We start from the raw sequence: 22939 nt of genomic DNA, 5'->3' as shown, positions 1-22939 counted from the left end.
GCTATCAAAAACCCTAAGAAATAAGCACACCCGGAAGGTCTAACCTTCCGGGTAATTTTTTGTCGGCAGCCTGTTGTCTGCTTCACTCCCGTTTCTTGTTTTCGCAGCCTGCGCCAGCAGTTCTGTCTGTTCGGTTGTAAGCACTAGCACGCAGTGTCTTATATCCTCGCGGGTTAAGACAATATTTGTTTTATCGTCAGCCGTATACCTGAGAACAATATCTTCTTCTTTTTCTGTCTTCTTTCTGCTTGCACCCTGTAGGTTTATCAGCGCCACACCTCTCTTGCCCAGAAAATGCACTACCTTATACATCCCAAAACATGGTGCTCCAGTAATTACGCATATATTTTTCATTATTTTTCTCTTCATTTTTGAGTTTTTGCATTTTTCTTATCCGCAATATGCCAAATTTTTCAGCAGCCGATGTATTTTTGCGGATTTTTGTATGACGGTTTGCAGGCAGCAGCCGGCAAAAACGGCATCCGGTTTATTTTGCAGCTATATTTTTTCAGCATTCTATATATATACAACCAACACGAAAGGAGATATTTCTATATGGGAAAACTTGTTGAAGGACTTTGGGATTGCCCATTCTGTAACAACAAACGAATCAGGGCGGGGCAAAAGACATGCCCGAGCTGTGGACACCCGCAGGACGAAAACACAAAATTCTACATGCCGGATGAAATCAAATATGTTTCAGATGAAGAAGCGGCAAAAATCAGCCGCAACCCCGATTGGCAGTGTTCTTTCTGCGGCAGCCTTAACAGCGATAACTTAGATTCATGCAAAAACTGCGGCGCTACAAAAGAGGAATCTGAACGAAACTATTTTGAAATGCGACAGCAGGAAGAGGAAAAGAAGCGTAAAAAAGAAGAGCAAAAAGCATCTTCTCAAAGAAGCGATTCAGAAGAACCAAGAAAATCTTTTCTGAAAAGCATATTGCTTCTTATCGGAACCTTTGCAGCAATCGCATTTGTTATTTTTGGATTGGTATCCTGTTTTTCGCCAAAGGTCAGGAACGTTACGATTGATGATTTTGAATGGCAAAGAACGATTGATGTTGAAGAAATCGTCACTTATGACGAAAGCGGATGGACGCTTCCAGATGGTGCGCGGCTGCAATATACCCGAAATGAAGTCAAAACATACAAAGACGTTTTGGACCATTACAAAACCGTAACAGAGACCCGAACTAGAAGAGTAATAGACCACTACGAAAAACGCAGCTCTTACAAAAACCTCGGCAACGGATATTTTGAAGAGCATACCAAAAATGTTCCTGTATACACGACGGAAACGTACACCGAGAATGTACAAAAACCCGTCTACCGACAGGAACCCGTGTATGCTACGAAATACTATTACGAGATTGACCGGTGGACTGTCACAGACACCGCAAAAAGTTCCGGACATGGTCAGAATCCATCCTGGCCGAAGCCAAAGCTTAAAGACGGCCAGCGGACCGGTGATAAAAACGAGCATTATTTTGTAACAGCCACATATCAGAAAAAGAAAGACGAAACAGAAACGGAAAAATACGAGATGGCTTTTTCTGAATGGAATGAATTGAAAAAAGGCGAAGAAATAAAGCTTAAGATTGATGTGGGCGGATTTGCGGAGATAAACAAGGATTAAAGAACACGATACATAAGTACACCCGGAAGATTAATTCTTCCGGGTGGTTTTTTTATGTTTTTTTTGCATATGCTAACTGCCTGCTTTTTAGAATTTTTCCAAAACCTGCATATTATAGCCGACAAAACAAAAAGGACGGTGAAAAAATTGATTAAAGAAAAATTCTTAAATCTCGTTAATGCATGCAAAAATGACCGCGATATGCTGGATATCATAGAAAGCGACATGAGAGCTCTTGGCGAATATGTGTATGCAGTGCACATGATGGAAACAGCTCTCCCAATCATTCGCATTAACTACGAAGGTCAGGAACTGCGTGACCGAATTGAAAAGCTTGACCACAACCGCAGGGCGCACCACGAACGCGCAATAATTGGCGTTAAGCGCCTGAACCGTTTTGCAGAAATGGAAGGCGTTGAAAAAATCTTTGCTGGTGATGTTGAAGACAGATATGCAATTGCTGATTTTTGTAGAGATGTTACTGTTGAAATGTTTGATGACCGTACAGGCCGCAACCTTTCGATGGTACATCACAAGCAAACTGTTGATGATGAACCGGAAATAGATTAAAATGCAGACAGAAAGAGAGGACAAAAACATGTCAAACAACATCAAATTTGTTACAGAAAAGAAAAACAAGTTTCTGACGACAAAAGAATATTACGGATATGGCCAACTCCTTAAAATTTCAGACGATGGAATTGAAAAACACATCGTAGTGAAACCAAAAGACCCTGTCTTTGGAATTACCATTAAATTTTTGGAAACCGGCAATCCGCAGTTTTTAATTCCTGCCGTTTCTATTGAGGATATAGCAATCATGCTGAAGAATCTTGAAGAGACTAAAGCGTTTTATAAAGAATTCTATAAACGACGAGATGAATTTATTTAGGATACCAAGTTTGGGTATCCTTTTTTATTTTTTCAGCATATTAAAAACAGAAAGTCAAAACACTTTCCGGAAAAGCGACCTGAGCGTTTTTTCAATCTACATACTGTCTTGGTCAGACAAACGTATGTTAGTATCCGGGGTTCTGCATTCGTCCACACTTTGACAAACAAAATGCAAAAATTTAGAGCCTGCGTAAGCGGACCCTATGTTTCTTGCTTTATTTTTCTTTTTAGTATTGTCAGCGTTATCACTAACGCAGACGCAATTATGGCCGGGATAATTAGCGTCATGAAGCAAACTTTTTTCTCTTGCTTTGTAAAGTTAATAATCACATCTGGATTATCAGCATCAATTACAATATCTATTATGTCGCCCTTTTTGCAACCACCATCTATTGATGCTTCTTTTTTATACTCTTTCCCTTCGTATAAATACTGACACAACACTACAGCATTTGTTGTCCTCGTAGTCTTAATTTGCGTAAAATCTGTCTCCAAAATTTCAATGATTTCAGCCGTAGTCGTTACCTCATTTGTATCCCAACTTTGTTTTAATGAATACCCAATAAGAGCAGTAAGTATTAAATACGACAAAGCAACCATAAATATTGCAAAAAACGAAACAAATCTTTTCATCGCTCAACATCTCCTTTCACTTTAGAACCACTCATCCCCCCAATATCCATACCCACGATTTCTCATAGAATAGCAACTCTCACAAATGCCATACTGATAGTTATACTGCAACGCTCTTCCACAGTCAGGGCACTGTCTTCTCTTCAGCTGCTTTGTTTTCAGCATCTTTGTCAGCGCATCTGAAACTTCTTTTTTCTTGTCAATTCTTTTTGTTCTTCTCTTGTATTTGGCATACCAAAAAATCTTATAAAGTTGTGGATGAGGTCGTACTTCTGATACAGTCCTTCCAATCCCTGGATTCTTTTGTTGACATCTGAAATACTTATCGCTCGGCGTTTTTCTATGTCAAGAATCTCAATTTCACCTGTCAGGTCAACCGTGCGCTCTTCCGCCACTCGTTTAGCAAGAGCCTGCCATAAGAACACCATATCATCGTTCTTTTCGTTGAATGGTATATTAATATCCTCTCATGTACAAATTATTTTTGGTTTCTTTTTGTTATTTCTATATCTAATATGCCGGAATTTCTATATAAGAGAGAATTTTTGCGAGTATTCTTCAGATATTTTTGCAAGAAAAAGCAGCCAGCTTTTGCTGGCTGCTTTGTAAAATATAATTTATATATTTTCCCATTCTTCGTCTGAAATTCTCTTAATTTCACTTACTTTATACGGCAAGCCATACACTTTGCACCACTTTCTTACAGCATTGTCTGTAACACCGTATTGTTTCCCAATGCTTAAAAAACTATCATTTCTGATAAGATTTTTTAATATTTCCCGGTTCGGACGATTCGGTCGTTTCTGAAATGCTTTATATATTTGAGCACATCGTTTACATCTTGCTGCATCTTGAGATATTGGCTTACCACAGTCTATACAATGATTTTTCATTTTAGTGCTTGCTTCCTTTTTATCATTATTAATTACATTGAAGTTTATATTAGTACTTGACTTTGTGTGAATATCAACACCTTCGTTCGTGTAATATTTATGCAACATTTCATTTGCATATTTTAACTTTCTATTTAAATGAATGCCTGAACTGTACGTATATTGTAATAATATTTCTTTGACAATTTCCTTTTTGCTATAAGAAAGTTCATATGTATATTTTCCAGTCTGTCTTATAATTCTATCATTTGTACCTATTTTTCTGGTAATAAATAAATCTATGTCTTTTATAGTATTTAAATTACCGACTATTACTATTCTGTAATATTGAGTAGCTATGCTTCCATCTCCGTCGATATATCCTGCAATCCATGCCCACTTATATTTATCTGGAATATTACTTATTAGACTTTCTTTTTTATGTGATTTATTTGAAACGATATTATATTTTGATAAATCTTGTTTCATTTTTTTTTGAAAACAGTGAAATTCTAACAGATGGAAATATTTTCTTTACTCTGTTTTCATCATAGTAAAAGGCATTATACTCTATAATATGTGATTTATTATATGACAGTGCATCACATAATTTTTCAATTACATCTACATCCCTTTTTGCTAAGCAAATTGTCAAACGGTTGGCCTTATTGTGAACAGACCCATCGGCTGCCAAAAAACCTAAAAAATATGCCTTTTCTTGTGAGTCTAAACATTCAAAGTAATCTTCCGTAAATTCATATCCCTCTTTATGCTTATAAACTCTACTGTTTTTACTATATCCGGGATTAGTATTAAAGCATCCGAGTCTTTTTGCGTGCATTCTGTACGTTTTATAATCAATTCCCAACATTTTTGCTGCAGCTTTAGCTGTCTTATTATTTTTTGATGCTTTAATGATTTCCTCATCTGTACATTTTATTCTTTTTCTTGCCAATATTTTTCTCCATATTACAATAAAATTTTTGTTTAAAGTAGTATGCTGGATTTTGCAAGAAAAAGTCTTTCTAAAACAAAAAAAACAGCCAGATTTTACTAGCTGTTTAACATAGTGTCCATAGAGAGACTTGAACTCTCACGCCTTTCAACACATGAGCCTAAATCATGCGCGTCTGCCAATTCCGCCATATGGACATAAATCGCAGTGACAAGATTTGAACTTGCACGCTTTTCAGCAATTGATTTTGAGTCAACCTCGTCTTCCGAATTCCGACACACTGCGAAAATGCACCAGGAGAGACTTGAACTCTCACGAAGATAATTAAACTTCTTTGGATTTTAAGTCCAATGCGTCTGCCTGTTCCGCCACTGGTGCAAACTTAACTTTTTCCCCTATCCCATGCTCCTAGCAGGCTATCTAATCACTTCATTATTTTTACCTCCTTTTTTTTATACTTTTAACAGCCAATACAGGAATCGGACCTATATCTCCAGAGTCAGAGTCTGGCGTGCTACCACTACACCAATCGGCTAGAAGCTAAAAGCCGACAGCTGGACTTGAACCTGCGACCTACTGATTACGAATCAGTTGCGCTACCAACTGCGCCATGCCGGCATTAAGATGACGGTGAGATTCGGACTCACGGTGGCAGAGTTGCAGTCTGCTGCCTTAAACCACTTGGCGACGTCATCATCGGGCGGGAGATTCCCGCACGTGTCTGGCGAAGGTGAACGTAAATTCACCGAGTCATCAATATTGCGAAACGGAGTGTAAAGGATTTGAACCTTTGTGCCGCGATACGCGACGCTGGATTAGCAATCCAGTGCAATTAACCTGCTCTGCCAACACTCCAAAGAGCAGATGCAAAAATTTTCGCAGGAGCTACCCGCTGACGGAATTGAACCGACTGCCAAAGCTATACTGACTAGAACACTGTTTTACATCTGCAACACCGCATCCAGGACTTGAACCCGGGACCTAAAGATTAGAAATCTCTTGTTCTATCCAACTGAACTAATGCGGTAAAAACATTCGCAGAGAGATTCGAACTCCCATAAACCACGGTCCGTAGCCGTGTGCTCTATCCCTTGATAACTCGCTTACGCTCGTTACCAGACTACGGGCGAAAACTTCGCCCTTCGATAAGCTATGCGAATTTAAACGCCGTCTGAGGGATTCGAACCCCCATGCCCTTTCGGACGCCAGTATTCAAAGCTGGTGCATTCCCATTTCTGCGACAAGACGGCAAAAATAAAATTTATCAAAAAAACATTAAAGAAACTGGGCTGGTCAGATTCGAACTGACGTGATACAGCAGTCAAAGTGCTGTGCCTTACCGCTTGGCGACAGCCCAATGTTTTTCTCGGCAATGCCCTTTTTCGCCCTGTGAAATCACAGATTTGCAGGTTTAAACGCTATCCCATGCTCTCGCGTACATTGCCAAACAGACACGGAGTGAGTTGAACACCCATCTTCGGTTTTGGAGACCGACATGCTACCATTAACACCACGCGCCTACATATTTTTAACTATTTTTTTCAGTTCTTTAATCAGCTCACTTATCTGTGATTTAGTATATACCACAGGGCTACCTTCTTCTGACGATAGAATCTCAATGTTGTCTGAATCTTTATGCTGGCTGACCATGAGCCAGGCTTCTCTGCCATATTCGTCGCTGCCAATCACTTTTTTGCATTCTGCTTTTGCCATTTTCTTTTTTCCTTTCATTTTTTTTGTTAAGCACCATGCCGGAATTGAACCGGCATCACAAGTTTGGAAGACTTATGTCATAGCCATTAGACCAATGGTGCATTACTCCATCCGCGACGATTACGCGTCTGGTACATTTATTGGAGTCAGGAGGATTCGAACCTCCGACCTTCTGTTCTTGCGAAACAGATACTCTCCCAACTGAGCTACAACCCCTGTTGCAGGTGACCTTCGCAGAAACCTGCTGCCTCGCCGGTAACTATACTGGTCTCGTATATCCTTACGCTGAACCAATTTCTCCCCGCTCGGACTACCGTAGAATCCCACAGGATTCATAGTGGATATTTTTAACGAAGGTTTTGTGTATTTTTTTTTGCTTTTCAGCAAGAGCTGACAATCGGAGTCGAACCGATAACCTCATCATTACAAGTGATGCGCACTGCCAATTGTGCTATGCCAGCGAAGTGACGGCTGCGGGACTTGAACCCTGATGCATTACTGCCGTGAAAGGGCAGTGTCATAACCTTTAGACCAAGCCGCCAAAATGTCAGATGCAGGACTTGAACCTGCGACTTCCGATTTGTAAGAACGGCACTCTCCCAGCTGAGTTAATCTGACAAAGAATTGCGGGAGACGGACTTGAACCGACGACACCGGGGGTATGAACCCCGTGAGCTATCCAACTGCTCTATCCCGCAGTACCGGATGCGAGAATCGAACTCACGGCCTCCTGGTCCCAAACCAGGCGCTCTACCAAACTGAGCCAATCCGGTATATGCAGCAGACACGCTGCCGCAATATTGCAGGTGACGAACCTGCAAGAAAAGCGAATGTTGTCATCATACGCTGTGACCTTATCGGTCAAGCGACCCCACCGGGGCTTGAACCCGGAATCTCAGCCGTGACAGGGCTGCGGAATAACCAGTTATCCCATGAGGCCATTATATATGCCAGCTTGCGCTTTAAGTATATATCCTCAAATATATACCCGCATTCTTTTTGCAATAAAGCGTAAGCCAAATGGGCAGGGTGAGATTCGAACTCACAATGTTTCTAGTGTGACGGTTTTACAGACCGCTTGCTTCAGCCATTTTGCATACCTACCCTAAATATGTTTCCATTTTATATTGCAATAGCAATAATCACCTTCCATCATTTCTCCTCCTTATTCTTTTTTTTTCTTTCACATATTTAATATGCTAGATTTTTTCTCAATCGGACGAAAAATCCAAAATATTTTTTAAAATATTTTTCCAGTCCTTTTTCAGCTAATCGTCTCCCAGACCAGCCTCATCAAATTTTTGTTGTACCCTCTCGAGCAAGAATCTTCGGTTACTTTTGCATGCCTGACTTTTCTGTTGTATTCCTTCCGTCTTGACCGCATATTCACTTTGCATTCTCTTCTATACCAAGACCGGTTATACACTTTTTCTCTGTTTTTTGTCATCATATGTTTCACCTCATTTTTGTCCTAATGTACACTGCCTGCACAGAGATTTGAACTCTGGACCTTGAAATTAAGAGTTTCCTGCTCTACCAAACTAAGCTATACAGGCGATTTTCAGGATTTATCCTGCAATGCGCCTGACGTGATTCGAACACGCGATATACGGGTTAAAAGCCCGCTGCCATACCGCTTGGCTACAGACGCAAATTGATATTCTGTTTTCGGCATTTCGCCTTCTGTTTTCGTTTGGTTTTTCTCATTATTTTCAATCCTCCTGTTTATCTTTCTTTTTTTGTATGTCCCCGACATTTATGTCGGGAACATCAGCTGGCACGGTGGGACTCGAACCCACGACACCTTGGTTAACGGCCAAGCGCTCTACCTTGCTGAGCTACGCGCCAATATTTCTTTACGGGCAAAAACCTTTACCCGTCAATCACATACAGCCAAGGCCATATGCAAAATGGAGCATACGGGAATCGAACCCGTCGCTTCCTGCTTGCAAAACAGACGTCGCCCCATTGCGACTAATGCCCCATATTCGCCGGCAGCCTTCCTGCCGGCATATTTAACTTACATGCTATACACCTTTTCAACCCCGTTTTCAAACTTAACGGTAATCTTATCCGGATATCCGGACGGGTAAGATGTATACGGAAGATGCCTCATCTTAACAATCTTTCCTTTTTTCTTGTGTCCAGCCTCACACTGCTCGCATTTCTTTTTGTCTTTGTATTCTGTCCCGCAAATATCGCATTTCCAACATGTAGTTTCTTTCATTTTTTTTCTCCTTTTCGTTCTTCTTTTTTTGTTTTTGTTTCAGGAAAAATATTCTAAAATATCTTCACACCGAATGACCTTTTCTTTTCTGTCAAACGCCTCATTCCAAGGTGCCTGATTCTGAGTCAGAATCGTTAAATCGGCTGCAGAAAAATCAGCAAATCTGTCAACTACTTCTTCAATTCTTTTTCTGTCTTCTTTTTCAAATCCTTTTCGTATCTCTTCCAGGCTCCGGAATCTGATTTGGATATCAGTACTGCCGAACTGTCTATATTTTCTGTACACTTCCGGAATCACCGGCCCAAAATCCCACGCCTCAATATCTTCTGAAAAGCATGGCTTTTTGGTATGTATCAGAGAATATTCCTGAATCAGATATGAAGTTTCAGATTAGAAATGCCGTAATCTTTGACTTCGCTGTATGTAATTACATATTCTGCCACATCTTGAACATCGTACATTTTTTCTGCTCCTTTTCTCGTGTATTTTTTCTTTACACTTACAGTATGCCAGAGTTTTCAAAAATGCGAAATTTTTTGCGGATTATATTTTGGTCTCTGCGTTCAGCCAAGAACCAGACAAAACCAAGTGGACGGTAGAGGAATCGAACCTCTGACGCGCAGGGCTTCAACCTGCCGCTCTTCCGTCTGAGCTAACCGTCCAAATTAGACGGTGTAAAATCGCGTTTTCATATTTTTCTCCTTTTTTTCTTTTTTCAGTATCCGGGTGCCTGTTCCGTCAACATTAGTAAGAAAAATTCTTACCAGGCTGCGGCTTAAATATCACCCCGGGTGCCTGTTCCGGAATAAAAGAAAAACCGCCTGCCTGGATATATTTCCAGCAAACGGTTAAGTATTGTAAAATCCATCATATATAACGCAATCCCTGCGTATAATCAAAATTTCAACACTTCAACCGTCGCTTACTCCACGCGTATTTTTGTTCTCCACAATCATTAAAACTATAGACTGACCCTGTAAAATCGCATACTGACCAAGGCATGCCTGTTGTGGCACACTGCTTAGATTCATTATTTGATTTCGCATTATAAAGTCTCTGTTTTAACATAGCGGTTATTCTCTCCTTATTTTTTAGATTTTTTGTTATATTCAATATGCAGAATTTTTCAAAAAAATATAACATTTTTTAAAAAGCAAAGTGCCCATCGCTTATTTGACGAAAGCGCATGCTTGCGATATTCAACATATCGTCTGATAGCACGCGTACACAGCTTGGTTTTCGCTGTTACTTCATCAAATAAGAGACAGGCACTTCTCTTATCTATGTTATGTATTATAGCACAGTTATAACAATGTGTCAAGTATTTTTTTAAATTTATTTTTTTGACCTGACAAAAATGCCATAGCCAATTAGCGCGACAACGAACGCAAATGTAAGCTGTGCTGCAACATCAATAATTGACACGTGATACCATTTTTTTTCTTTCGTTTCTTTCTCTTCCTCAGTTGGCACAGCCGCGCTTTCCTTTACAGATGACACGTCATCAGCAGAATCAGTGGAATCAGCGGGGGAATCGTCAGAACTAGGCTGGATGTCTTCACTTTCATCAACTGAACCTGAAGTAATATCTTCAGCCGTAGTACTGTCTTTAAATTCTTCGCCTGCATTTTCGTCTGCGTTAGCAGGGGAATCCGCTTTTTTAGTCCTTTTTTCATTTTCTTTATCTGTAGAATTCACTTCTTTAACCGTTTCTGTGACAGTTTCCGCTGTGACCATATGAACCGGCATAAGCCCTGGTGCCAAGGCAAGCGCCAAGGCCCCAGTTGTTAAAACTTTTGTAATTTGAATCACACTTTTCTTTTTTTTCATATTTTTCCCCTTATACTCTGTTTTCCGGAATGTCATCTTTATCCTTATCTGTGGTTTTTACATCTTTCAGTTTAGACTTTTCCGCATTTCCGATTCTAGCATTCTTTCTCGCTTCAATCTTTGCGGATTCCCTTTCGCTTCCATAAGAAGCCCTGACGCCATCCATGGCATCCTGTTTCTTCTCATCTTCTGTTCTTAATCCAAAGTCCGGAGTGAACATCTCTTTCATCATTTCATTATTAGAATCATCAATTTCCTCATCCGCTGCTTCCATTGATTCTGCGGTAACCTGTGCAGCGACAAGCTCATTCATCTCTCTTTCGATGTCGGCTTCAACTTTTGCAAAGTCAACCTCAAACGGACTGAATCCGACATTCTCTGTAGCATAAATCATCTGAAGCAATGTAGAGCCTTTACCGCTTTCAGAGTATCCTCTCACGCATACTAAAGGGTTCATAAGCGACAAAATATGAGACGCGTTTCTGTCTAACGATGTGATACTGGAAAGCATCAGCAAATTTTCGCCATTAATGTCAGAGTGGAATTGTTCTACAATCTTCATTACCTGATTAATTAATAATACGTCTGCATTCCTGAAATCCAGCTCCATCATCGTAAATGGCCCCATGAATGATACATATGTAACGATAGCCTCAACTGCCACCAGATACTTATATGGGGCGCCAATAGTCTTATCTTCATTGATTGGATATAAGCCAAAATCTATTACCGATTTTGCCATGTCATCATCATCTGTTCCGACTAAAAAATCAAGTATATCATTAAGTTTAACTTCTTTTCCGTTTTTGTCTGTAATCATTTTTCCTCCTTTTTTTTAACGAGTTCAGTTATCGATAGTCGGGGATTTCCCGCTCCATATTAATATGCAAAAAAAACGCGTAAAAGCTACGCGTTTTTTCAAATTGATAACTCGCGCTTCGTGCTCGTAACCAGACTTCGAACGTGGATTTAAACCCGCGTGCGAAGTTAAAGCCGGAGCATTTGACCCGCGGACGACTTTTTGTCGGCCGTGGATTTCTCGTTCTTCGTTAATTAAACATCCTCATGCTGATTTCTCTGCTTTTAAACAGCATAAACAGAGCAGCAAGCATAATTCCTACTCCCGTAAACAGATTCGAAGGTGTAGTCAGTGAATTTACGAATTTTTCGATATCACTTTTTGGGTATGCTTCTTTCATATTTACAAGTGTTCCGGTTTGTTCCTCCTGGGACTTGACCTCTTCATCCTTTCTTCCGGTCTCTGTCACTTTATTAATTTTTGTCACTTTTCCATTTTCATCTGTCTCCATATCGACGTTAAGGCTTCTTATCTCAATCTCTCGTTTTCCCGTAGTCGTATGTTCTAGGTAAGTTGCTGGGTTTTCAACTTTTCCGCTCGTGCTATTTGAAATCCTTCCGTCAACGATAATTGAGTTATGGATAAAAGTTACGCTTGCACTAATCACCAGAATCACGACTATCTGAAACATGATTCCCATTGAACGCTTTATGTATCTGACAATATCTGTATTTGCTCCTTTCCCGAAAAATGAGACGCCTGCAACCAATGGTGCCGCTGAAATACGAATGACCAATTCCATAATTCTCGATGTCGCAAAGAAATAAAGAATACTGTAAAAAACGACAGAGACGAAATATGGTACCACTATTGACATCAACATCCCAACCCTTGACGTCAATCCAAACGCCGCCAAGCCATTTTGCAGCTTATCCTTATCCACACCTTTTATTTCGTTAGCAATGATGGAACCAGTAAGTTCTTTATTCATATCATTAAATACTGCCGATGTAAAATCTAACATCAATTGGAAGATAGTCGAAATGTTCATTAATATAACGTAAAGCATAAAAAACTTCAAAAAGTGTACAAAGAAATTATGCAGTGTAAAATCTCCGGCTGATGCCTTGTCTCCAAGGGAGACTAAGAATCCGACTGTTAATAGTCCAACGCCAAGGATAGACATCGCGGAACACATTGTTGAAAACCAGTCTTGTTGATATAAAACGTTGACATACGAATTATAATCGTTAAATATCTTCGCGATGTCACTTGGTTTATAAAGAAATCTGTATACTTGTACTAAAAATGTGGCCAACAAACTATTCACATTATCACCCCCCCTACATTATACACCGACTATCGTATTACATAACGACATTGACTGCTTTATCAGGCCTATCTTTATCATACAAAGCAATAAGAAATAAATAAGCTTAGGCCCTCCTATTAGCGTGTCCATAAAGGCTATGGTTTTATCTTTTTCAAATGTTTTATATTCATTTGCGATTTTTGCATATCCTTTTTTGCTGTATTTATAAGAGGCGTTCGCTTTATTACTTGTCCTGGCGAACACTTGTATTCCTAAGGTCTTTTCATAATTTTTGTACTCTTCTTCCATATCTTTTGTCACTCTATGTGGATTTGACAATTTTCTTTTGGCTGTAGAAATATCTGACTTTAGTGTCAAGCCATTCGCCGACTGCACATTGTCAAATGCGCTATATCCAAGCTTATCAACCGCTGCAGCTACATCCTTTTTAAGCTTTGATTTGTTCCTTTTTTGGGAATTAATCATATCCTTCTTCGCATCTTCTATGGTCTGACTGGTCTGCCCGGCATCACTATAAACATCTCCTGATGTCATATACCCTGCGATGTTAGTTACAGCCAATACTATCAACATGATAACGGAGCATTGAAGAGACATTGCAAATGTCTTCTTCAAAAACCTTGCAGCGTCAGACCTGCGAGAGCCTTCAAAGCAGTTTGCAATAGCGATTGGAGACGCTGCAGCGCATACGCATATCCTAAGCACACGGGTTACAACCACATATATAATTGCGACATCAGTGGCCAAACAGGCAACATATGGAATTAAACCGTTAAACATATACTGTATTTCTTTAATAAGCCCTATATCGTCAATACTTTCCTCAAATGCTGTTGTATAGCTTGATAGTGACGCAACAGTCGCTGTATTCTTTATCAGCAGCGAAGTCATAGAATCACCAAGCCAAAACAAAAGCCTGACTATTTCAAACGAATACATAGCGAGCACAAAGCCTACAAAATATTGAATGAGTGTTTTAAAAATAACCTTTGGAGAGGTCTCCATTCCTGCCATACGTGTTCCAAAAGAAATGATGAAATAGACAGCCAGCATCCCAAGCGCGATTACCCTCAGCTGCACATATACGGAATGCATTGGGCCTCCGTCTGCTAACGTATCTGAAATCGCATCGCTGTATGTTGTTAAAATCTTCTGTATTCCATCAAGTGAATACATGCTATTGTAAATAAGCAGATACATACTTGCTATAAAATGGTCCACTACTCAACACCCCCTTTATATATTTGTATTTGTAATGTAGCTGCAGAGTTTGGCCGATGAATGTATCATTAAAACCTTCGTTATGAGCAAAATGACAAATAAAACCATCTTTCCACCGTCTGCGCCTATACACCACTTGAAGAATCGCTCTGTAGACTCAATGGTCATTCTGTATTTTTTATTTTTTAAAATCTCTTTTGCCTTATCTTTTGCCTCATTTTTTACAGCGCCAATATCTCGACCTGTATTTTTTATTATTCCATCTGCACCAACCAATTTATATTTTTCGCTGTCTTTTAGCTTTTCTTTTTTATTTTCGGAGTCAATCTTCACGTCATCGCCTTTTACGACTGCTCCAACGGCTTTTAACGCGCTTTTGATATCATTAGCGCCCTCCCATACAACTTCAACGATACTGGCCTTATGGTCTGTATATTCAAAGTTGTTTATTGGATATAAGACAGCCTTGTTATTTTTAATCATTGCTGCTGCATAATTATCTTCTATACTGACGCTGCTTCCATCAACCTTTAAAGTTGAGTCTCCCTGGTCGACAAAATATCCCGTATTTATTGTAGTCAAAATCATTGGGTATACTTGGCAGATAATTGTTACCACTACCAGTTGCAGCATGATTGCAAGCATAGTTTTTATGTACCTAAAGCCGCTACTTTGGAAGTTAATCGTTCCTCCAATGTCATTTTCAAAAATATCTGCTACTCCAATTGGAGCAAAAACATAGTACACAAATAATTGGATAATCCTTGTTACCGCAAAATATGTGACATACAACCTTGTTGCAAGACTTGCCAAAACAAGCAACAATGCTGACAACGTATACCCTATAATAGCGCCAATGGAAAAATGGTCGTATACACATCGGCTTAACAGAACCTGCACCACTTCGTTTCCAAGGATTTTGCTTACCGCCGTTGAGCCGTTTTGCAAATTGATAAATTCACCATTTAGTGTTTCAACAAATGTCAGCATAAATATAAAAATCTGTTTGCTGTAAAAAATCACAAATACCGTACCTAATGCTGTGCAGAATGACTTTCCAACCTGTAATGTTGATAGCTGATTGGCCATAGCCTTTGCGGACAAGTCAGAAAAAAAATAATACAGCATCATAACAAGGCCTATCGCAATAATAATATTTGTAAAAGCGCTTGCCACCGGGTTATCATTAATCATATGCTTCAAGTATCCGTTAAACTTCTCTATGATGTCTGCATATGTTGTGTCCGCTCCGTAAACATTTGTGTAAATGTCAATGTACCAGTTGACGAGAAATGACGACGAGATATACATAAGAGGATATTTCATTCCTGCAGCTGCCGCTATTAATGGAAAAGCCCACATCTTTTATCACCTCCATATTTAGCAAAAGGGCATGTAGAACATGCCCTTTTGCTCCAAATCACGCTCGTGTTTCGCCTTCACCGACTTTTGTCGTCATAGCATTGTACAACTTAGTATCCTTCGGGAAGCTATCAATAAACGGTATAATATCGGTTCCATTGTAGATAAGGCCATGCCCGGAACCTGCGCTTGTGATATATTCCATCTCAGCATCTGTTAAATTATACATCTGCTGCATCTGAGCACGTCCATATGCATTCATAGACAACATCATTACGAACTCAGAGTTACCCACAATTGCTCGGCCTTCTTCGGTCTTCATCATATCTTCAACCTGCTGTGTGATTCCAGTCGGAATTCCATTCCATTTTCTTGCACGTCTCCAAATCTGCTGCGTATATTTTGCAGATACTTCCGTCTGTGCGAGCAAGTGAAACTCATCACAGTACAACCATGTCCTTTTGCCCTTCTTATAGTTGCTAATCATCTTATTCCAGATATTATCAAGACATACCTGAAGACCAATGGCCTTCATTCCATCTCCAATATCTTTAATGTTATATACGGTAAATCGGTTGTTGATTTCTACGTTTGTACGGAAAGCAAATGAATCCTGTGTACCTTTTACAAAACGTTCCAACGCAAGCGCAAGGTTATGAGCTTCCGGTTCTGGCTGCATTTCAATCTCATTGTAAAAGTCTACCAATGTAGGCGCTATTGTTAAGTCCTCTCTTTTTCCTTCAGCCATAAGAGTATCGATGTACTGTTTGCACACATTTTTTACACATCTGTCAATTACTGAACGCTGAATCGGAGTCAGCGGATATCTTGAACCAGCTGCAGCTTCACAAAATGAAGCGATGAAATCAGCTTTTAATGTTACCGGGTCGCCTCCATCTTCTGATGCATAATCAAGGCCCATATCCATTGGATTGATATGTACATCGGAGCCAGGCGCAATCCTTATTGAGCTGCCAAAAAACAACTTAGCCAGAGGAGCGTACTCATTCTCAGGGTCGATAACAAATACATCGTCATCAGTATGTAGCAGGATATTTACGATTTCTCTTTTTGCAGAAAATGACTTACCAGAACCAGGCACACCAAAGATGCATCCGTTTCCATTCACTGCGCTTGTTCTGTTGTAAAGAATCATCTGTCTTGAAACCCCATTTAATCCATAATACATGCCATCGTCCTGCCATAATTCTTTAACTGCAAACGGAAGGAATATCGCTGCCGCTCTGGTATTTAAAAGTCGTTCAACTTTCAACTTATTTACACCTAATGGCAGGCATGAGTTGAACCCTGCTTCCTGCTGTGTTGCAAGTGTTTTTGCCTGGCAGATAAAACGTTCTGCCGTAGCCTGAAATAGTTTTGTGCTTTCATCGAGTTCATCCTTGTCTTTTCCAAAAAGAACAGCAGATACTGTTGTGTAAAATAATTTCTGGTTATCCTGTGTCAGGTCCCCCATCAGGCTTTCAACTTCCTGCGATGCCTGCTTGATTTCAGGGGAAATAACATCAACAGAGTATCCGTTTCTTGATGCTTTTTTCTGAAGAGTTACCACGTTTGCATTTACATCTACTAATTTATTTTTCAGCAGCGTAATAGATTTGCTCTGTGGAAGTGCACGGTAATGTACACTCATCAGCATGTTACACGGCATATTGGAAAGCTCCGTCAGGACGTCTCCCCTTAGGAATGTAGGAAGGTCTGTAATCATCATTGCTCTCGCATAAGTCTCACCAATAATCATATAATCTCGCTCAAAAGTCAGAGCAGTCGGGCCGATAACGTCTTTTGATGTTAATCCCATTTTTTGAATATGCCTCATATTAAAAGACTCCATCACCTTATCACTTTTCATTTTTGTTCTGCGATAAAATGGAACATTGGAATCCATATTGTAAATATCATACAAAGTAGAAAGCCTTTCAACTAATGTTAAAGGGGCCGCATTTGCCTTCTCACCAGCGACTCTCTGAAAACCTCTTTCGATTTCATCATCCAGCCGGCTGAAGGTATTTTTTGCAGAAGTAATGTCATCTGCTTCTACTGTTGCAATAAAATATTTTTCATGAATGATGTTATTTCTTGCTTTTGACATCTTATCAATCAGCATTTCATTCATTTCTTCACGATATTCATTAAGCCTATCGTTTTTCATTGGAATCAGCACTTTTCTCTCTAGTTCTGCATGCTTGATAGTCTTATTAAAAATCACCTGCTGAATATGTACTTCTGGTCCAAATGAACCTAGAAGTTCCATAAAGTTGCCAAACGTTTCCTTCTGCTTTTCTGTATCTTCAATAAGAAAATTCATATCTGGAATTACATACGCTTTTGAATATGAATTTTCATCTACCTGAATGATTCCATTTTCGTATACGCCCATATATGGAATGCTATCTTGAGCTGTCTTTGGTACTTCCAGTGGGCTTTTCTTTTTGGTATTCTTTTTATTCTTTCCAGCGGTTTTGCTGGTTGAACTAAATAATCCCATTAGCTATAAATCCTCCTCATATAATTTGTATTTGACATGTATTACGCATACATAATGTCCTGTTTATTTCTTGCTTTTTTGTTTTTATTTGTTTTTTTCTTTGGTTTCTGTCCATTTTTATTTTTAGTATTGCTTCCATTTTTCTGTTCGTTTTCCTGCTCAATATGTTCAATGATATCCAGCATTGTTTCATATGTAGGCTTTGTTACATAAGGTCTATCTTTAGGCGCCAATAATGAAGGGATGAAGTAATAATATATGTATGTTTCTGGCCTCATCCCATAAGGCTTGCCGATTGCCATATATAAAATAGGCACCGCAAATACCATTCCAAGACATACGATTGTATTCATCGTTAGGTTCAACTTTAATGTGCTTATAACCAAATAATAAATATATTCAACTGCAGCAGCGGCTGCTACGCATACAGCCTGCCTTGCTGTCAATGGTCCAATCAAAGGTGATTCATATGTTGAAACGTCCTTTGGAACCTGTACTTCAATCATCGTGTATTCCTCCTCTTTTTTTTACTTCGCTCCCGTTATCTCTTCACATAACGGCATTGAATTCCAAATAAGACCAAGACGTGCAAGGAGAACTCCAATTACTTTTACAAGAGAATCCTGCCCCGTCAATGTCTTCATAAAAGTTCTTACGCTATCTACTGTAAACTTTGCCGAACCATTAGCCAACGCAACACTCTTTGACTCTGAATATTCTGCTTCTACGAGAATATCCGTTATTGTCTGTCCAATGGTAACATTTGAACCTTTGTTGATAATTGCAAAAATAATAGCCTGAGTCGCTGCATTTATTAAAATGATAACAATAACCTGAAGACTAAGTGCTAAGACCCTCTTCATGTATTGGACTCCTGGACTTGCGGTTCCCTCTCGGTATATGTCTGAAATAGAAAGCGGAGCGAAAGTTACCATAACAACTAATTCCAGAATCCTGCTTATCAGAACAATCTGTAATATGACTTCTCCTATCATAGAGAATAGCCATGGAATAATTGATGAAATGACGAAGCCTAATGTTTCAATCGCTTTCATATCTTTTATTCCATTAATTAGCAGTGTTTTATTGTCCGGGTCATCTGTAAAAAAAGCGAATCCACTATCCTTTACGGTATCAATTGTAATTCCTGTACCTGCTTCAATCAGATAATTAGTGATTACATCTGAATATAAAATAAAGAAATAAGACACCACAAACCGAAGTGTTGCTTTAAAAAACTGCTCGATACTGAAATTCTTTTCGGTCACCTTACCTGCCAAGTCAATGAGATACAGTAAAACGGTAATACCTACCGCCAGGCCTTTCACAGTTGAGACCATAGCTGCGAACCCTCCAACCTGCATCACATCGGTCGCTATCTTGTTATACCGAGTTATAAGTTCCAGCACTGCACTTGCCCCGTACATCTGGTTGTAGATAGTTATGGCCATGATAGCTAATAGATTACTAAGCATTTGCCATTAACTCCTCCTGTTCCTATTTGTCATTTTGAACAATGATTCGGTGATAATTCAGGCTTAACGCCTTTGTTCTCAGTATAAATCGATAACTCCCCGACCAAAAGCCGGAGTCGTTACCAGATTAACGGAAAACGGGAAGTCTCCCGTTTGAAGTCTGGTTACGAGCGCGAAGTGCGAGCTATCAAAAATGAACTTACGTTCACCTTTGCCAGACGTGGACGGGATTTCTGACTCCCCGTACACGTCCAGCAACCTCCGAACCAACGGACAGCCTAACTGTTCAGGGTCGGGCTGCTTACGGCAGTCCTCCCCTGATTGCAAACCTGGCTGCGGTCCCTCGTCCATCGATGACATAAAATAAAGTTTTAGTTACGGAAATCATCATCTACAGATGCGTGATTGCTTCTTCTTTTGACGATGTTTTCGTCTCATATCAATATGACAAATAAATATATTTTTTTGTCGTTTTTCTTTCACGAAACATTTTTAATCCTTAAATATGCCTCCACTCCTTTCATAGTCACTTCTTCGTCCTGCGTATACATTAGAACCCTTTTTTCAAAAGCCTTCATTATTGTTTCTGGGGTAGCCGGAAAGATTTTCATTCCTTCCACTTCGTTTGCCGCCATGATTACACATGCAATATCTTCTTCATCCAAGTCTGGTTCTATCGCTTTTATATTGAGGATTTCTTCCTGTAATTTTGACATTGTCTTTTTTTTAAATTTTGCAGACTCTTCAACTTTCTTTAAAAACTCCCTATTTTCGAGTTTCATGATTTCGTCTTCGTTTTTGCAGGTCTTTACTATTTTCCATTTTGTTTTATTTATTCTGATTGCCTTTTCTATGGATTCGCAATATTTCGGACTTTTGCCAATAATATAACAATGACATGGGCCAGCATCCTTCCCTTTTAACTCTCGTACGCTACTCAAACCGGCCGCATTGTTAAGTATATACATTTTGATGCCAATTCCCTGCATCTTTCCAGGTTCGTATTTGTTTGCTCCTTTCTCAGCAATGATTATGATTTTTGTTTTTGCCATTTGTATTCACCTTAATTATCATCAATATCATCCATATAATCATCAGCATCAATATTGTCACCAGGTGGAACCGTCTGGAATCCATTTGATACATTTACATGTCCGCGTATCTGGTCATTTGATAAACGAATACCGTTTGATGTGCTGCCATAAATATAGTTTTTATAATCAGTAGAAACCCCGTTATCTTTAATGGCAAAAGACATAAAAGAAACCACACCAAGTGTTTTACAAAGGTCGTTTAACTCTTCTGCCTTTTTTTGAATATGCTTTTTAAATACATCCTGTCTGTTGTACATATAATCATCTCCTTAATATTGTTCTGTCATTTCGTCAAGGAACTCGTCGAAATCATCCTCATCGCTATAGGATTGAACGCTATTCGCTATATTTGGATGTGCGTCAGTGTGTGCGGTTGTCATGGTTTTATTGTTTGACAATTCGAATGAATCTTCTTTTATCTTGTTGTTATTATCTTTGGAGCCAAGCTCAATACTCTTTGCCTTATCATTTATCAGGGCCTTGTGCTCAGTATTTTTTACGATATCTGCTGGTTCTGCTTCATGCTTTTCTGTAGGCAGCTCAACATACCTGGATTCATTCTCATCTTTTACATTGTCCCATAAACTCCGTTCATCAGTGTCAACCGTGTCATCTGTTATTCCTTTTTTTTGTTTTTCTTTTAGTTTAGCTCCTCTGCTTGCTGTTTTTGTCAACTCGCCGGCTCTGCCGGATTCGTTACCAGATTCTATTGATAACTCGCCGACAAAGTCGGACTCGCTACCAGATTCTATTAAAGTTCTCGTCGTCACATCAGGGCTTTTGAGTTCTGTTTGGGTGCATTTATCTCTTTCTTTTTTTGTCTGTCTTATTTCTTTCTCATCTCTTCCACCCTGAAATTTTCGTGACATTTCATTGAAAAACGATGTATCCCCATTGACACAGTACTCTTCAAGAAAAACACCGCAAAGATATTGACGTAGTACGACTTTAATGAAATTGTTTCTGTATCCTGGTGTTATTTTATGCAGCAAGGAAATCGCATCAGAGTCTTCCTTTCCATCCAGTACCACATGATAGTGATAATACTTCCGGAAGCTCGTCTTTGGATACTTGGCGAGCCTTTTATCATTCGTGTGTAATAATTTGACTTTATACACTTCGCCACGGGCATAAGAATTTAGTACTTGCCTGGTTGTTTCAGGAAAGGAAACTTTCCCTGTTTTATACAGGCCAACCAGGTCCATGTCATGATAGGAATACAGTTTTACTTCTACCTTCATCATTCACTTTTACCTGTCCTCTCTTTTCTCAATCGTCTATAAGCGGACATATAATATCCCCTTGCGTTTGCGTAATAAATTGGAAGCTCGTTTCCATCGTTTCCAGGAATAATCTTCAAATCTTCCAATCCTGATAACGTCTCCCTGAAATATTGAATCCATGCTGCACCGGTTCCACCAGTCACAACAAGTACATCGTAATCGGTGAAATATTCTGCCATTTCATACAGTTTCTTCGCCGCCTGCGTTGCCACTTCCTTGCACGCCTTTTCAATGTATCCGTCCAACGGGATTTTTTTACTGGTCATCTGCCGGATATCAACCACCTTGAAATATCCGTCTTTCATGTATTTCCTCATTTGTGGAATACGGATATCCATCTGATAATCTTTAAAAATATACTCAGCCGCCGTCTCCAATACTCGTTTCATTCCGAGATTGTTGATAGATTCCTCCAAAACCTTCTTCCTATTGATGATTCCGTATGGGTCAAACGTGCCAAATCCAATATCAGCGATGATGATATTTTCTGCCATCAATTCTTTAGCTTCATCTCGTCGTTCTCCTTCATCATTGAACAGAATGGAATTTAAGGTTCCGGCTGGCTGAGACATGACGCTCACATCACTATTTCTTAAATTGTTTTCAAAACGAATCCATCTACCAGTACCGATTTTTACCTCATAAACACCCTGTGCTGTGAATGCGCTTTTGATTTTCGGCGCATCTGCTTTCAGGTATGCGGCTGGAAGTCCAGTTTGGATAAATGGCTTAATCTGTGGCCCTCCCTCTCTTACTTCATTGCTCATCAATCCGATAGCTACAGCCGTCCTGGCAAGAATGATGAATTCCTTTGTAAAATATCGGTTTCTGTCAAACGTAGAACCTGTATCGTTAGTATCATCGGCTCGGACAAGGTCCTGTGCTTTTGTTCCAATCATATACAGGCCTTCTTCATCCCTATAATAGATATCCTCTTCATCTACCGACATCAGATTGCTTTCAATCTGTTTAACATAAGACGGAAAGCAAAACCTTTTATTCGGAGACATTCCCTTTACTCCTGAAAAACCAATATCAACAGCAATGACCCAGTGTGACACCATTGGGTTTTTACATGCAATAATTTCCTGTGCTGTATTAAAT

At 39.5% G+C, this 22939-nt stretch carries 23 protein-coding genes and 25 tRNA genes; 3 read left to right on the top strand and 45 right to left on the bottom strand.

The features are described from left to right. Nucleotides 1-39: 39 nt before the first annotated feature. Nucleotides 40-369, bottom strand: a complete 330-nt coding sequence (locus tag AB5026_RS10970) for a hypothetical protein (protein ID WP_368213322.1) — start codon at nt 367-369, stop codon at nt 40-42. A gap of 186 nt (nt 370-555) precedes the next feature. Between AB5026_RS10970 and AB5026_RS10965 the strand changes: the two genes are divergently transcribed. The 3 genes from AB5026_RS10965 to AB5026_RS10955 are packed head-to-tail and all read left to right on the top strand — an operon-like array spanning nt 556 to nt 2530. Continuing rightward, nucleotides 556-1638, top strand: coding sequence for a hypothetical protein (locus AB5026_RS10965; protein WP_368213321.1), 1083 nt, complete (start codon nt 556-558; stop codon nt 1636-1638). Between the two features lie 54 nt (nt 1639-1692). Beyond that, nucleotides 1693-2208: a DUF3232 domain-containing protein gene (locus AB5026_RS10960; protein ID WP_368213319.1), complete on the top strand. Its 516-nt coding sequence runs from the start codon at nt 1693-1695 to the stop codon at nt 2206-2208. A 1-nt stretch (nt 2209) separates the two neighbouring features. Continuing rightward, a complete protein-coding gene (locus tag AB5026_RS10955) occupies nt 2210-2530 on the top strand; it encodes a hypothetical protein (RefSeq protein WP_368213318.1) in 321 nt (106 codons plus the stop codon). Between the two features lie 203 nt (nt 2531-2733). On the opposite strand, the gene AB5026_RS10950 is transcribed toward AB5026_RS10955, so the two are convergent. From AB5026_RS10950 to AB5026_RS10735, 44 genes are all read right to left on the bottom strand, one after another. Then, a complete protein-coding gene (locus AB5026_RS10950) occupies nt 2734-3165 on the bottom strand; it encodes a hypothetical protein (protein ID WP_368213316.1) in 432 nt (143 codons plus the stop codon). A gap of 170 nt (nt 3166-3335) precedes the next feature. Next, nucleotides 3336-3593 (bottom strand): hypothetical protein, encoded by a 258-nt coding sequence (locus AB5026_RS10945; protein WP_368213314.1) that lies wholly within the window; start codon nt 3591-3593, stop codon nt 3336-3338. A 189-nt stretch (nt 3594-3782) separates the two neighbouring features. Further along, nucleotides 3783-4526, bottom strand: coding sequence for a hypothetical protein (locus AB5026_RS10940; protein WP_368213313.1), 744 nt, complete (start codon nt 4524-4526; stop codon nt 3783-3785). Next, nucleotides 4501-4992, bottom strand: coding sequence for a hypothetical protein (locus tag AB5026_RS10935; RefSeq protein ID WP_368213312.1), 492 nt, complete (start codon nt 4990-4992; stop codon nt 4501-4503). The genes AB5026_RS10940 and AB5026_RS10935 overlap by 26 nt, the downstream gene beginning before the upstream one ends. Nucleotides 4993-5107: 115 nt before the next feature. Then, a tRNA-Leu gene (locus AB5026_RS10930) sits at nt 5108-5189 on the bottom strand. Nucleotides 5190-5194: 5 nt separating this feature from the next. Then, nucleotides 5195-5277: transfer RNA gene (locus AB5026_RS10925), tRNA-Leu, on the bottom strand. Between the two features lie 4 nt (nt 5278-5281). Beyond that, nucleotides 5282-5370: transfer RNA gene (locus AB5026_RS10920), tRNA-Leu, on the bottom strand. Between the two features lie 86 nt (nt 5371-5456). Beyond that, a tRNA-Gln gene (locus AB5026_RS10915) sits at nt 5457-5527 on the bottom strand. Nucleotides 5528-5537: 10 nt separating this feature from the next. Beyond that, a tRNA-Thr gene (locus AB5026_RS10910) sits at nt 5538-5610 on the bottom strand. Between the two features lie 4 nt (nt 5611-5614). Continuing rightward, a tRNA-Cys gene (locus AB5026_RS10905) sits at nt 5615-5687 on the bottom strand. 72 nt (nt 5688-5759) lie between these two features. Then, nucleotides 5760-5847 (bottom strand) — tRNA-Ser (locus AB5026_RS10900). 98 nt (nt 5848-5945) lie between these two features. Continuing rightward, nucleotides 5946-6019, bottom strand: a tRNA-Arg gene (locus AB5026_RS10895). Nucleotides 6020-6157: 138 nt separating this feature from the next. Continuing rightward, a tRNA-Ser gene (locus AB5026_RS10890) sits at nt 6158-6242 on the bottom strand. 34 nt (nt 6243-6276) lie between these two features. Beyond that, a tRNA-Gln gene (locus tag AB5026_RS10885) sits at nt 6277-6349 on the bottom strand. Nucleotides 6350-6440: 91 nt separating this feature from the next. Beyond that, a tRNA-Trp gene (locus AB5026_RS10880) sits at nt 6441-6512 on the bottom strand. Further along, on the bottom strand, nt 6511-6705 hold the full coding sequence (locus AB5026_RS10875) for a hypothetical protein (protein ID WP_368213311.1): 195 nt from the start codon (nt 6703-6705) through the stop codon (nt 6511-6513). The genes AB5026_RS10880 and AB5026_RS10875 overlap by 2 nt, the downstream gene beginning before the upstream one ends. 29 nt (nt 6706-6734) lie before the next feature. Next, nucleotides 6735-6806 (bottom strand) — tRNA-Gly (locus AB5026_RS10870). A gap of 40 nt (nt 6807-6846) precedes the next feature. Further along, a tRNA-Ala gene (locus AB5026_RS10865) sits at nt 6847-6921 on the bottom strand. Between the two features lie 172 nt (nt 6922-7093). After that, nucleotides 7094-7166 (bottom strand) — tRNA-Thr (locus tag AB5026_RS10860). Nucleotides 7167-7170: 4 nt separating this feature from the next. After that, nucleotides 7171-7246, bottom strand: a tRNA-Glu gene (locus AB5026_RS10855). A 4-nt stretch (nt 7247-7250) separates the two neighbouring features. Beyond that, a tRNA-Val gene (locus AB5026_RS10850) sits at nt 7251-7323 on the bottom strand. 6 nt (nt 7324-7329) lie between these two features. Continuing rightward, nucleotides 7330-7403: transfer RNA gene (locus tag AB5026_RS10845), tRNA-Met, on the bottom strand. A 1-nt stretch (nt 7404) separates the two neighbouring features. Continuing rightward, a tRNA-Pro gene (locus AB5026_RS10840) sits at nt 7405-7478 on the bottom strand. A gap of 93 nt (nt 7479-7571) precedes the next feature. Next, nucleotides 7572-7645, bottom strand: a tRNA-Asp gene (locus AB5026_RS10835). Nucleotides 7646-7726: 81 nt separating this feature from the next. Next, nucleotides 7727-7811 (bottom strand) — tRNA-Tyr (locus AB5026_RS10830). 376 nt (nt 7812-8187) lie between these two features. Continuing rightward, nucleotides 8188-8261 (bottom strand) — tRNA-Lys (locus AB5026_RS10825). Nucleotides 8262-8284: 23 nt separating this feature from the next. Then, nucleotides 8285-8356, bottom strand: a tRNA-Lys gene (locus AB5026_RS10820). 123 nt (nt 8357-8479) lie between these two features. Further along, nucleotides 8480-8553 (bottom strand) — tRNA-Asn (locus AB5026_RS10815). A 63-nt stretch (nt 8554-8616) separates the two neighbouring features. After that, a tRNA-Ala gene (locus AB5026_RS10810) sits at nt 8617-8689 on the bottom strand. A gap of 36 nt (nt 8690-8725) precedes the next feature. After that, nucleotides 8726-8932 (bottom strand): hypothetical protein, encoded by a 207-nt coding sequence (locus AB5026_RS10805; RefSeq protein WP_110102594.1) that lies wholly within the window; start codon nt 8930-8932, stop codon nt 8726-8728. Between the two features lie 39 nt (nt 8933-8971). Continuing rightward, nucleotides 8972-9253: a Panacea domain-containing protein gene (locus AB5026_RS10800; protein ID WP_368213341.1), complete on the bottom strand. Its 282-nt coding sequence runs from the start codon at nt 9251-9253 to the stop codon at nt 8972-8974. A gap of 268 nt (nt 9254-9521) precedes the next feature. Then, nucleotides 9522-9594 (bottom strand) — tRNA-Phe (locus AB5026_RS10795). 673 nt (nt 9595-10267) lie between these two features. After that, complete coding sequence (locus AB5026_RS10790; RefSeq protein ID WP_368213310.1) at nt 10268-10762, bottom strand: hypothetical protein; 495 nt, start codon at nt 10760-10762, stop codon at nt 10268-10270. A 10-nt stretch (nt 10763-10772) separates the two neighbouring features. Further along, a complete protein-coding gene (locus tag AB5026_RS10785; protein ID WP_110102592.1) occupies nt 10773-11582 on the bottom strand; it encodes a hypothetical protein in 810 nt (269 codons plus the stop codon). Nucleotides 11583-11811: 229 nt separating this feature from the next. After that, complete coding sequence (locus tag AB5026_RS10780) at nt 11812-12891, bottom strand: hypothetical protein (RefSeq protein ID WP_110102591.1); 1080 nt, start codon at nt 12889-12891, stop codon at nt 11812-11814. Nucleotides 12892-12909: 18 nt separating this feature from the next. Further along, nucleotides 12910-14115: a hypothetical protein gene (locus tag AB5026_RS10775; RefSeq protein ID WP_368213309.1), complete on the bottom strand. Its 1206-nt coding sequence runs from the start codon at nt 14113-14115 to the stop codon at nt 12910-12912. Nucleotides 14116-14130: 15 nt separating this feature from the next. Beyond that, entirely contained in the window at nt 14131-15477 is a 1347-nt protein-coding gene (locus AB5026_RS10770) for a hypothetical protein (RefSeq protein WP_173734085.1), read from the bottom strand. 58 nt (nt 15478-15535) lie between these two features. After that, on the bottom strand, nt 15536-17983 hold the full coding sequence (locus AB5026_RS10765; protein ID WP_173734084.1) for a VirB4-like conjugal transfer ATPase, CD1110 family: 2448 nt from the start codon (nt 17981-17983) through the stop codon (nt 15536-15538). Between the two features lie 41 nt (nt 17984-18024). Next, on the bottom strand, nt 18025-18489 hold the full coding sequence (locus tag AB5026_RS10760) for a PrgI family protein (RefSeq protein ID WP_110102587.1): 465 nt from the start codon (nt 18487-18489) through the stop codon (nt 18025-18027). Between the two features lie 21 nt (nt 18490-18510). Continuing rightward, a complete protein-coding gene (locus tag AB5026_RS10755) occupies nt 18511-19458 on the bottom strand; it encodes a hypothetical protein (protein ID WP_173734083.1) in 948 nt (315 codons plus the stop codon). Between the two features lie 479 nt (nt 19459-19937). Then, a complete protein-coding gene (locus AB5026_RS10750; protein ID WP_265191241.1) occupies nt 19938-20510 on the bottom strand; it encodes a hypothetical protein in 573 nt (190 codons plus the stop codon). Nucleotides 20511-20521: 11 nt separating this feature from the next. After that, nucleotides 20522-20809, bottom strand: coding sequence for a hypothetical protein (locus AB5026_RS10745; RefSeq protein ID WP_110102584.1), 288 nt, complete (start codon nt 20807-20809; stop codon nt 20522-20524). A 12-nt stretch (nt 20810-20821) separates the two neighbouring features. Next, on the bottom strand, nt 20822-21796 hold the full coding sequence (locus AB5026_RS10740) for a hypothetical protein (protein ID WP_368213308.1): 975 nt from the start codon (nt 21794-21796) through the stop codon (nt 20822-20824). Then, nucleotides 21793-22939, bottom strand: a 1147-nt coding sequence (locus AB5026_RS10735; protein WP_368213306.1) for a hypothetical protein, incomplete at its 5' end; no start/stop codon positions are given. The genes AB5026_RS10740 and AB5026_RS10735, both read right to left, overlap by 4 nt.

The sequence above is a fragment of the Blautia sp. RTP21359st1_E11_RTP21359_211015 genome (genome assembly GCF_040910705.1).
GTDB lineage: Bacteria > Bacillota > Clostridia > Lachnospirales > Lachnospiraceae > Blautia_A > Blautia_A fusiformis.
This window is presented reverse-complemented; position numbering and strand designations above follow the sequence as displayed.

Bases quoted from the DNA above. Each gene is read 5' to 3' on its own strand.
- AB5026_RS10970 (WP_368213322.1), bottom strand. From the start codon at position 369: ATGAAGAGAAAAATAATGAAAAATATATGCGTAATTACTGGAGCACCA.
- AB5026_RS10965 (WP_368213321.1), top strand. From the start codon at position 556: ATGGGAAAACTTGTTGAAGGACTTTGGGATTGCCCATTCTGTAACAAC.
- AB5026_RS10960 (WP_368213319.1), top strand. From the start codon at position 1,693: ATGTTTTTTTTGCATATGCTAACTGCCTGCTTTTTAGAATTTTTCCAA.
- AB5026_RS10955 (WP_368213318.1), top strand. From the start codon at position 2,210: ATGCAGACAGAAAGAGAGGACAAAAACATGTCAAACAACATCAAATTT.
- AB5026_RS10950 (WP_368213316.1), bottom strand. From the start codon at position 3,165: ATGAAAAGATTTGTTTCGTTTTTTGCAATATTTATGGTTGCTTTGTCG.
- AB5026_RS10945 (WP_368213314.1), bottom strand. From the start codon at position 3,593: ATGGTGTTCTTATGGCAGGCTCTTGCTAAACGAGTGGCGGAAGAGCGC.
- AB5026_RS10940 (WP_368213313.1), bottom strand. From the start codon at position 4,526: ATGAAACAAGATTTATCAAAATATAATATCGTTTCAAATAAATCACAT.
- AB5026_RS10875 (WP_368213311.1), bottom strand. From the start codon at position 6,705: ATGGCAAAAGCAGAATGCAAAAAAGTGATTGGCAGCGACGAATATGGC.
- AB5026_RS10805 (WP_110102594.1), bottom strand. From the start codon at position 8,932: ATGAAAGAAACTACATGTTGGAAATGCGATATTTGCGGGACAGAATAC.
- AB5026_RS10790 (WP_368213310.1), bottom strand. From the start codon at position 10,762: ATGAAAAAAAAGAAAAGTGTGATTCAAATTACAAAAGTTTTAACAACT.
- AB5026_RS10785 (WP_110102592.1), bottom strand. From the start codon at position 11,582: ATGATTACAGACAAAAACGGAAAAGAAGTTAAACTTAATGATATACTT.
- AB5026_RS10770 (WP_173734085.1), bottom strand. From the start codon at position 15,477: ATGTGGGCTTTTCCATTAATAGCGGCAGCTGCAGGAATGAAATATCCT.
- AB5026_RS10765 (WP_173734084.1), bottom strand. From the start codon at position 17,983: ATGGGATTATTTAGTTCAACCAGCAAAACCGCTGGAAAGAATAAAAAG.
- AB5026_RS10760 (WP_110102587.1), bottom strand. From the start codon at position 18,489: ATGATTGAAGTACAGGTTCCAAAGGACGTTTCAACATATGAATCACCT.
- AB5026_RS10755 (WP_173734083.1), bottom strand. From the start codon at position 19,458: ATGCTTAGTAATCTATTAGCTATCATGGCCATAACTATCTACAACCAG.
- AB5026_RS10750 (WP_265191241.1), bottom strand. From the start codon at position 20,510: ATGGCAAAAACAAAAATCATAATCATTGCTGAGAAAGGAGCAAACAAA.
- AB5026_RS10745 (WP_110102584.1), bottom strand. From the start codon at position 20,809: ATGTACAACAGACAGGATGTATTTAAAAAGCATATTCAAAAAAAGGCA.
- AB5026_RS10740 (WP_368213308.1), bottom strand. From the start codon at position 21,796: ATGATGAAGGTAGAAGTAAAACTGTATTCCTATCATGACATGGACCTG.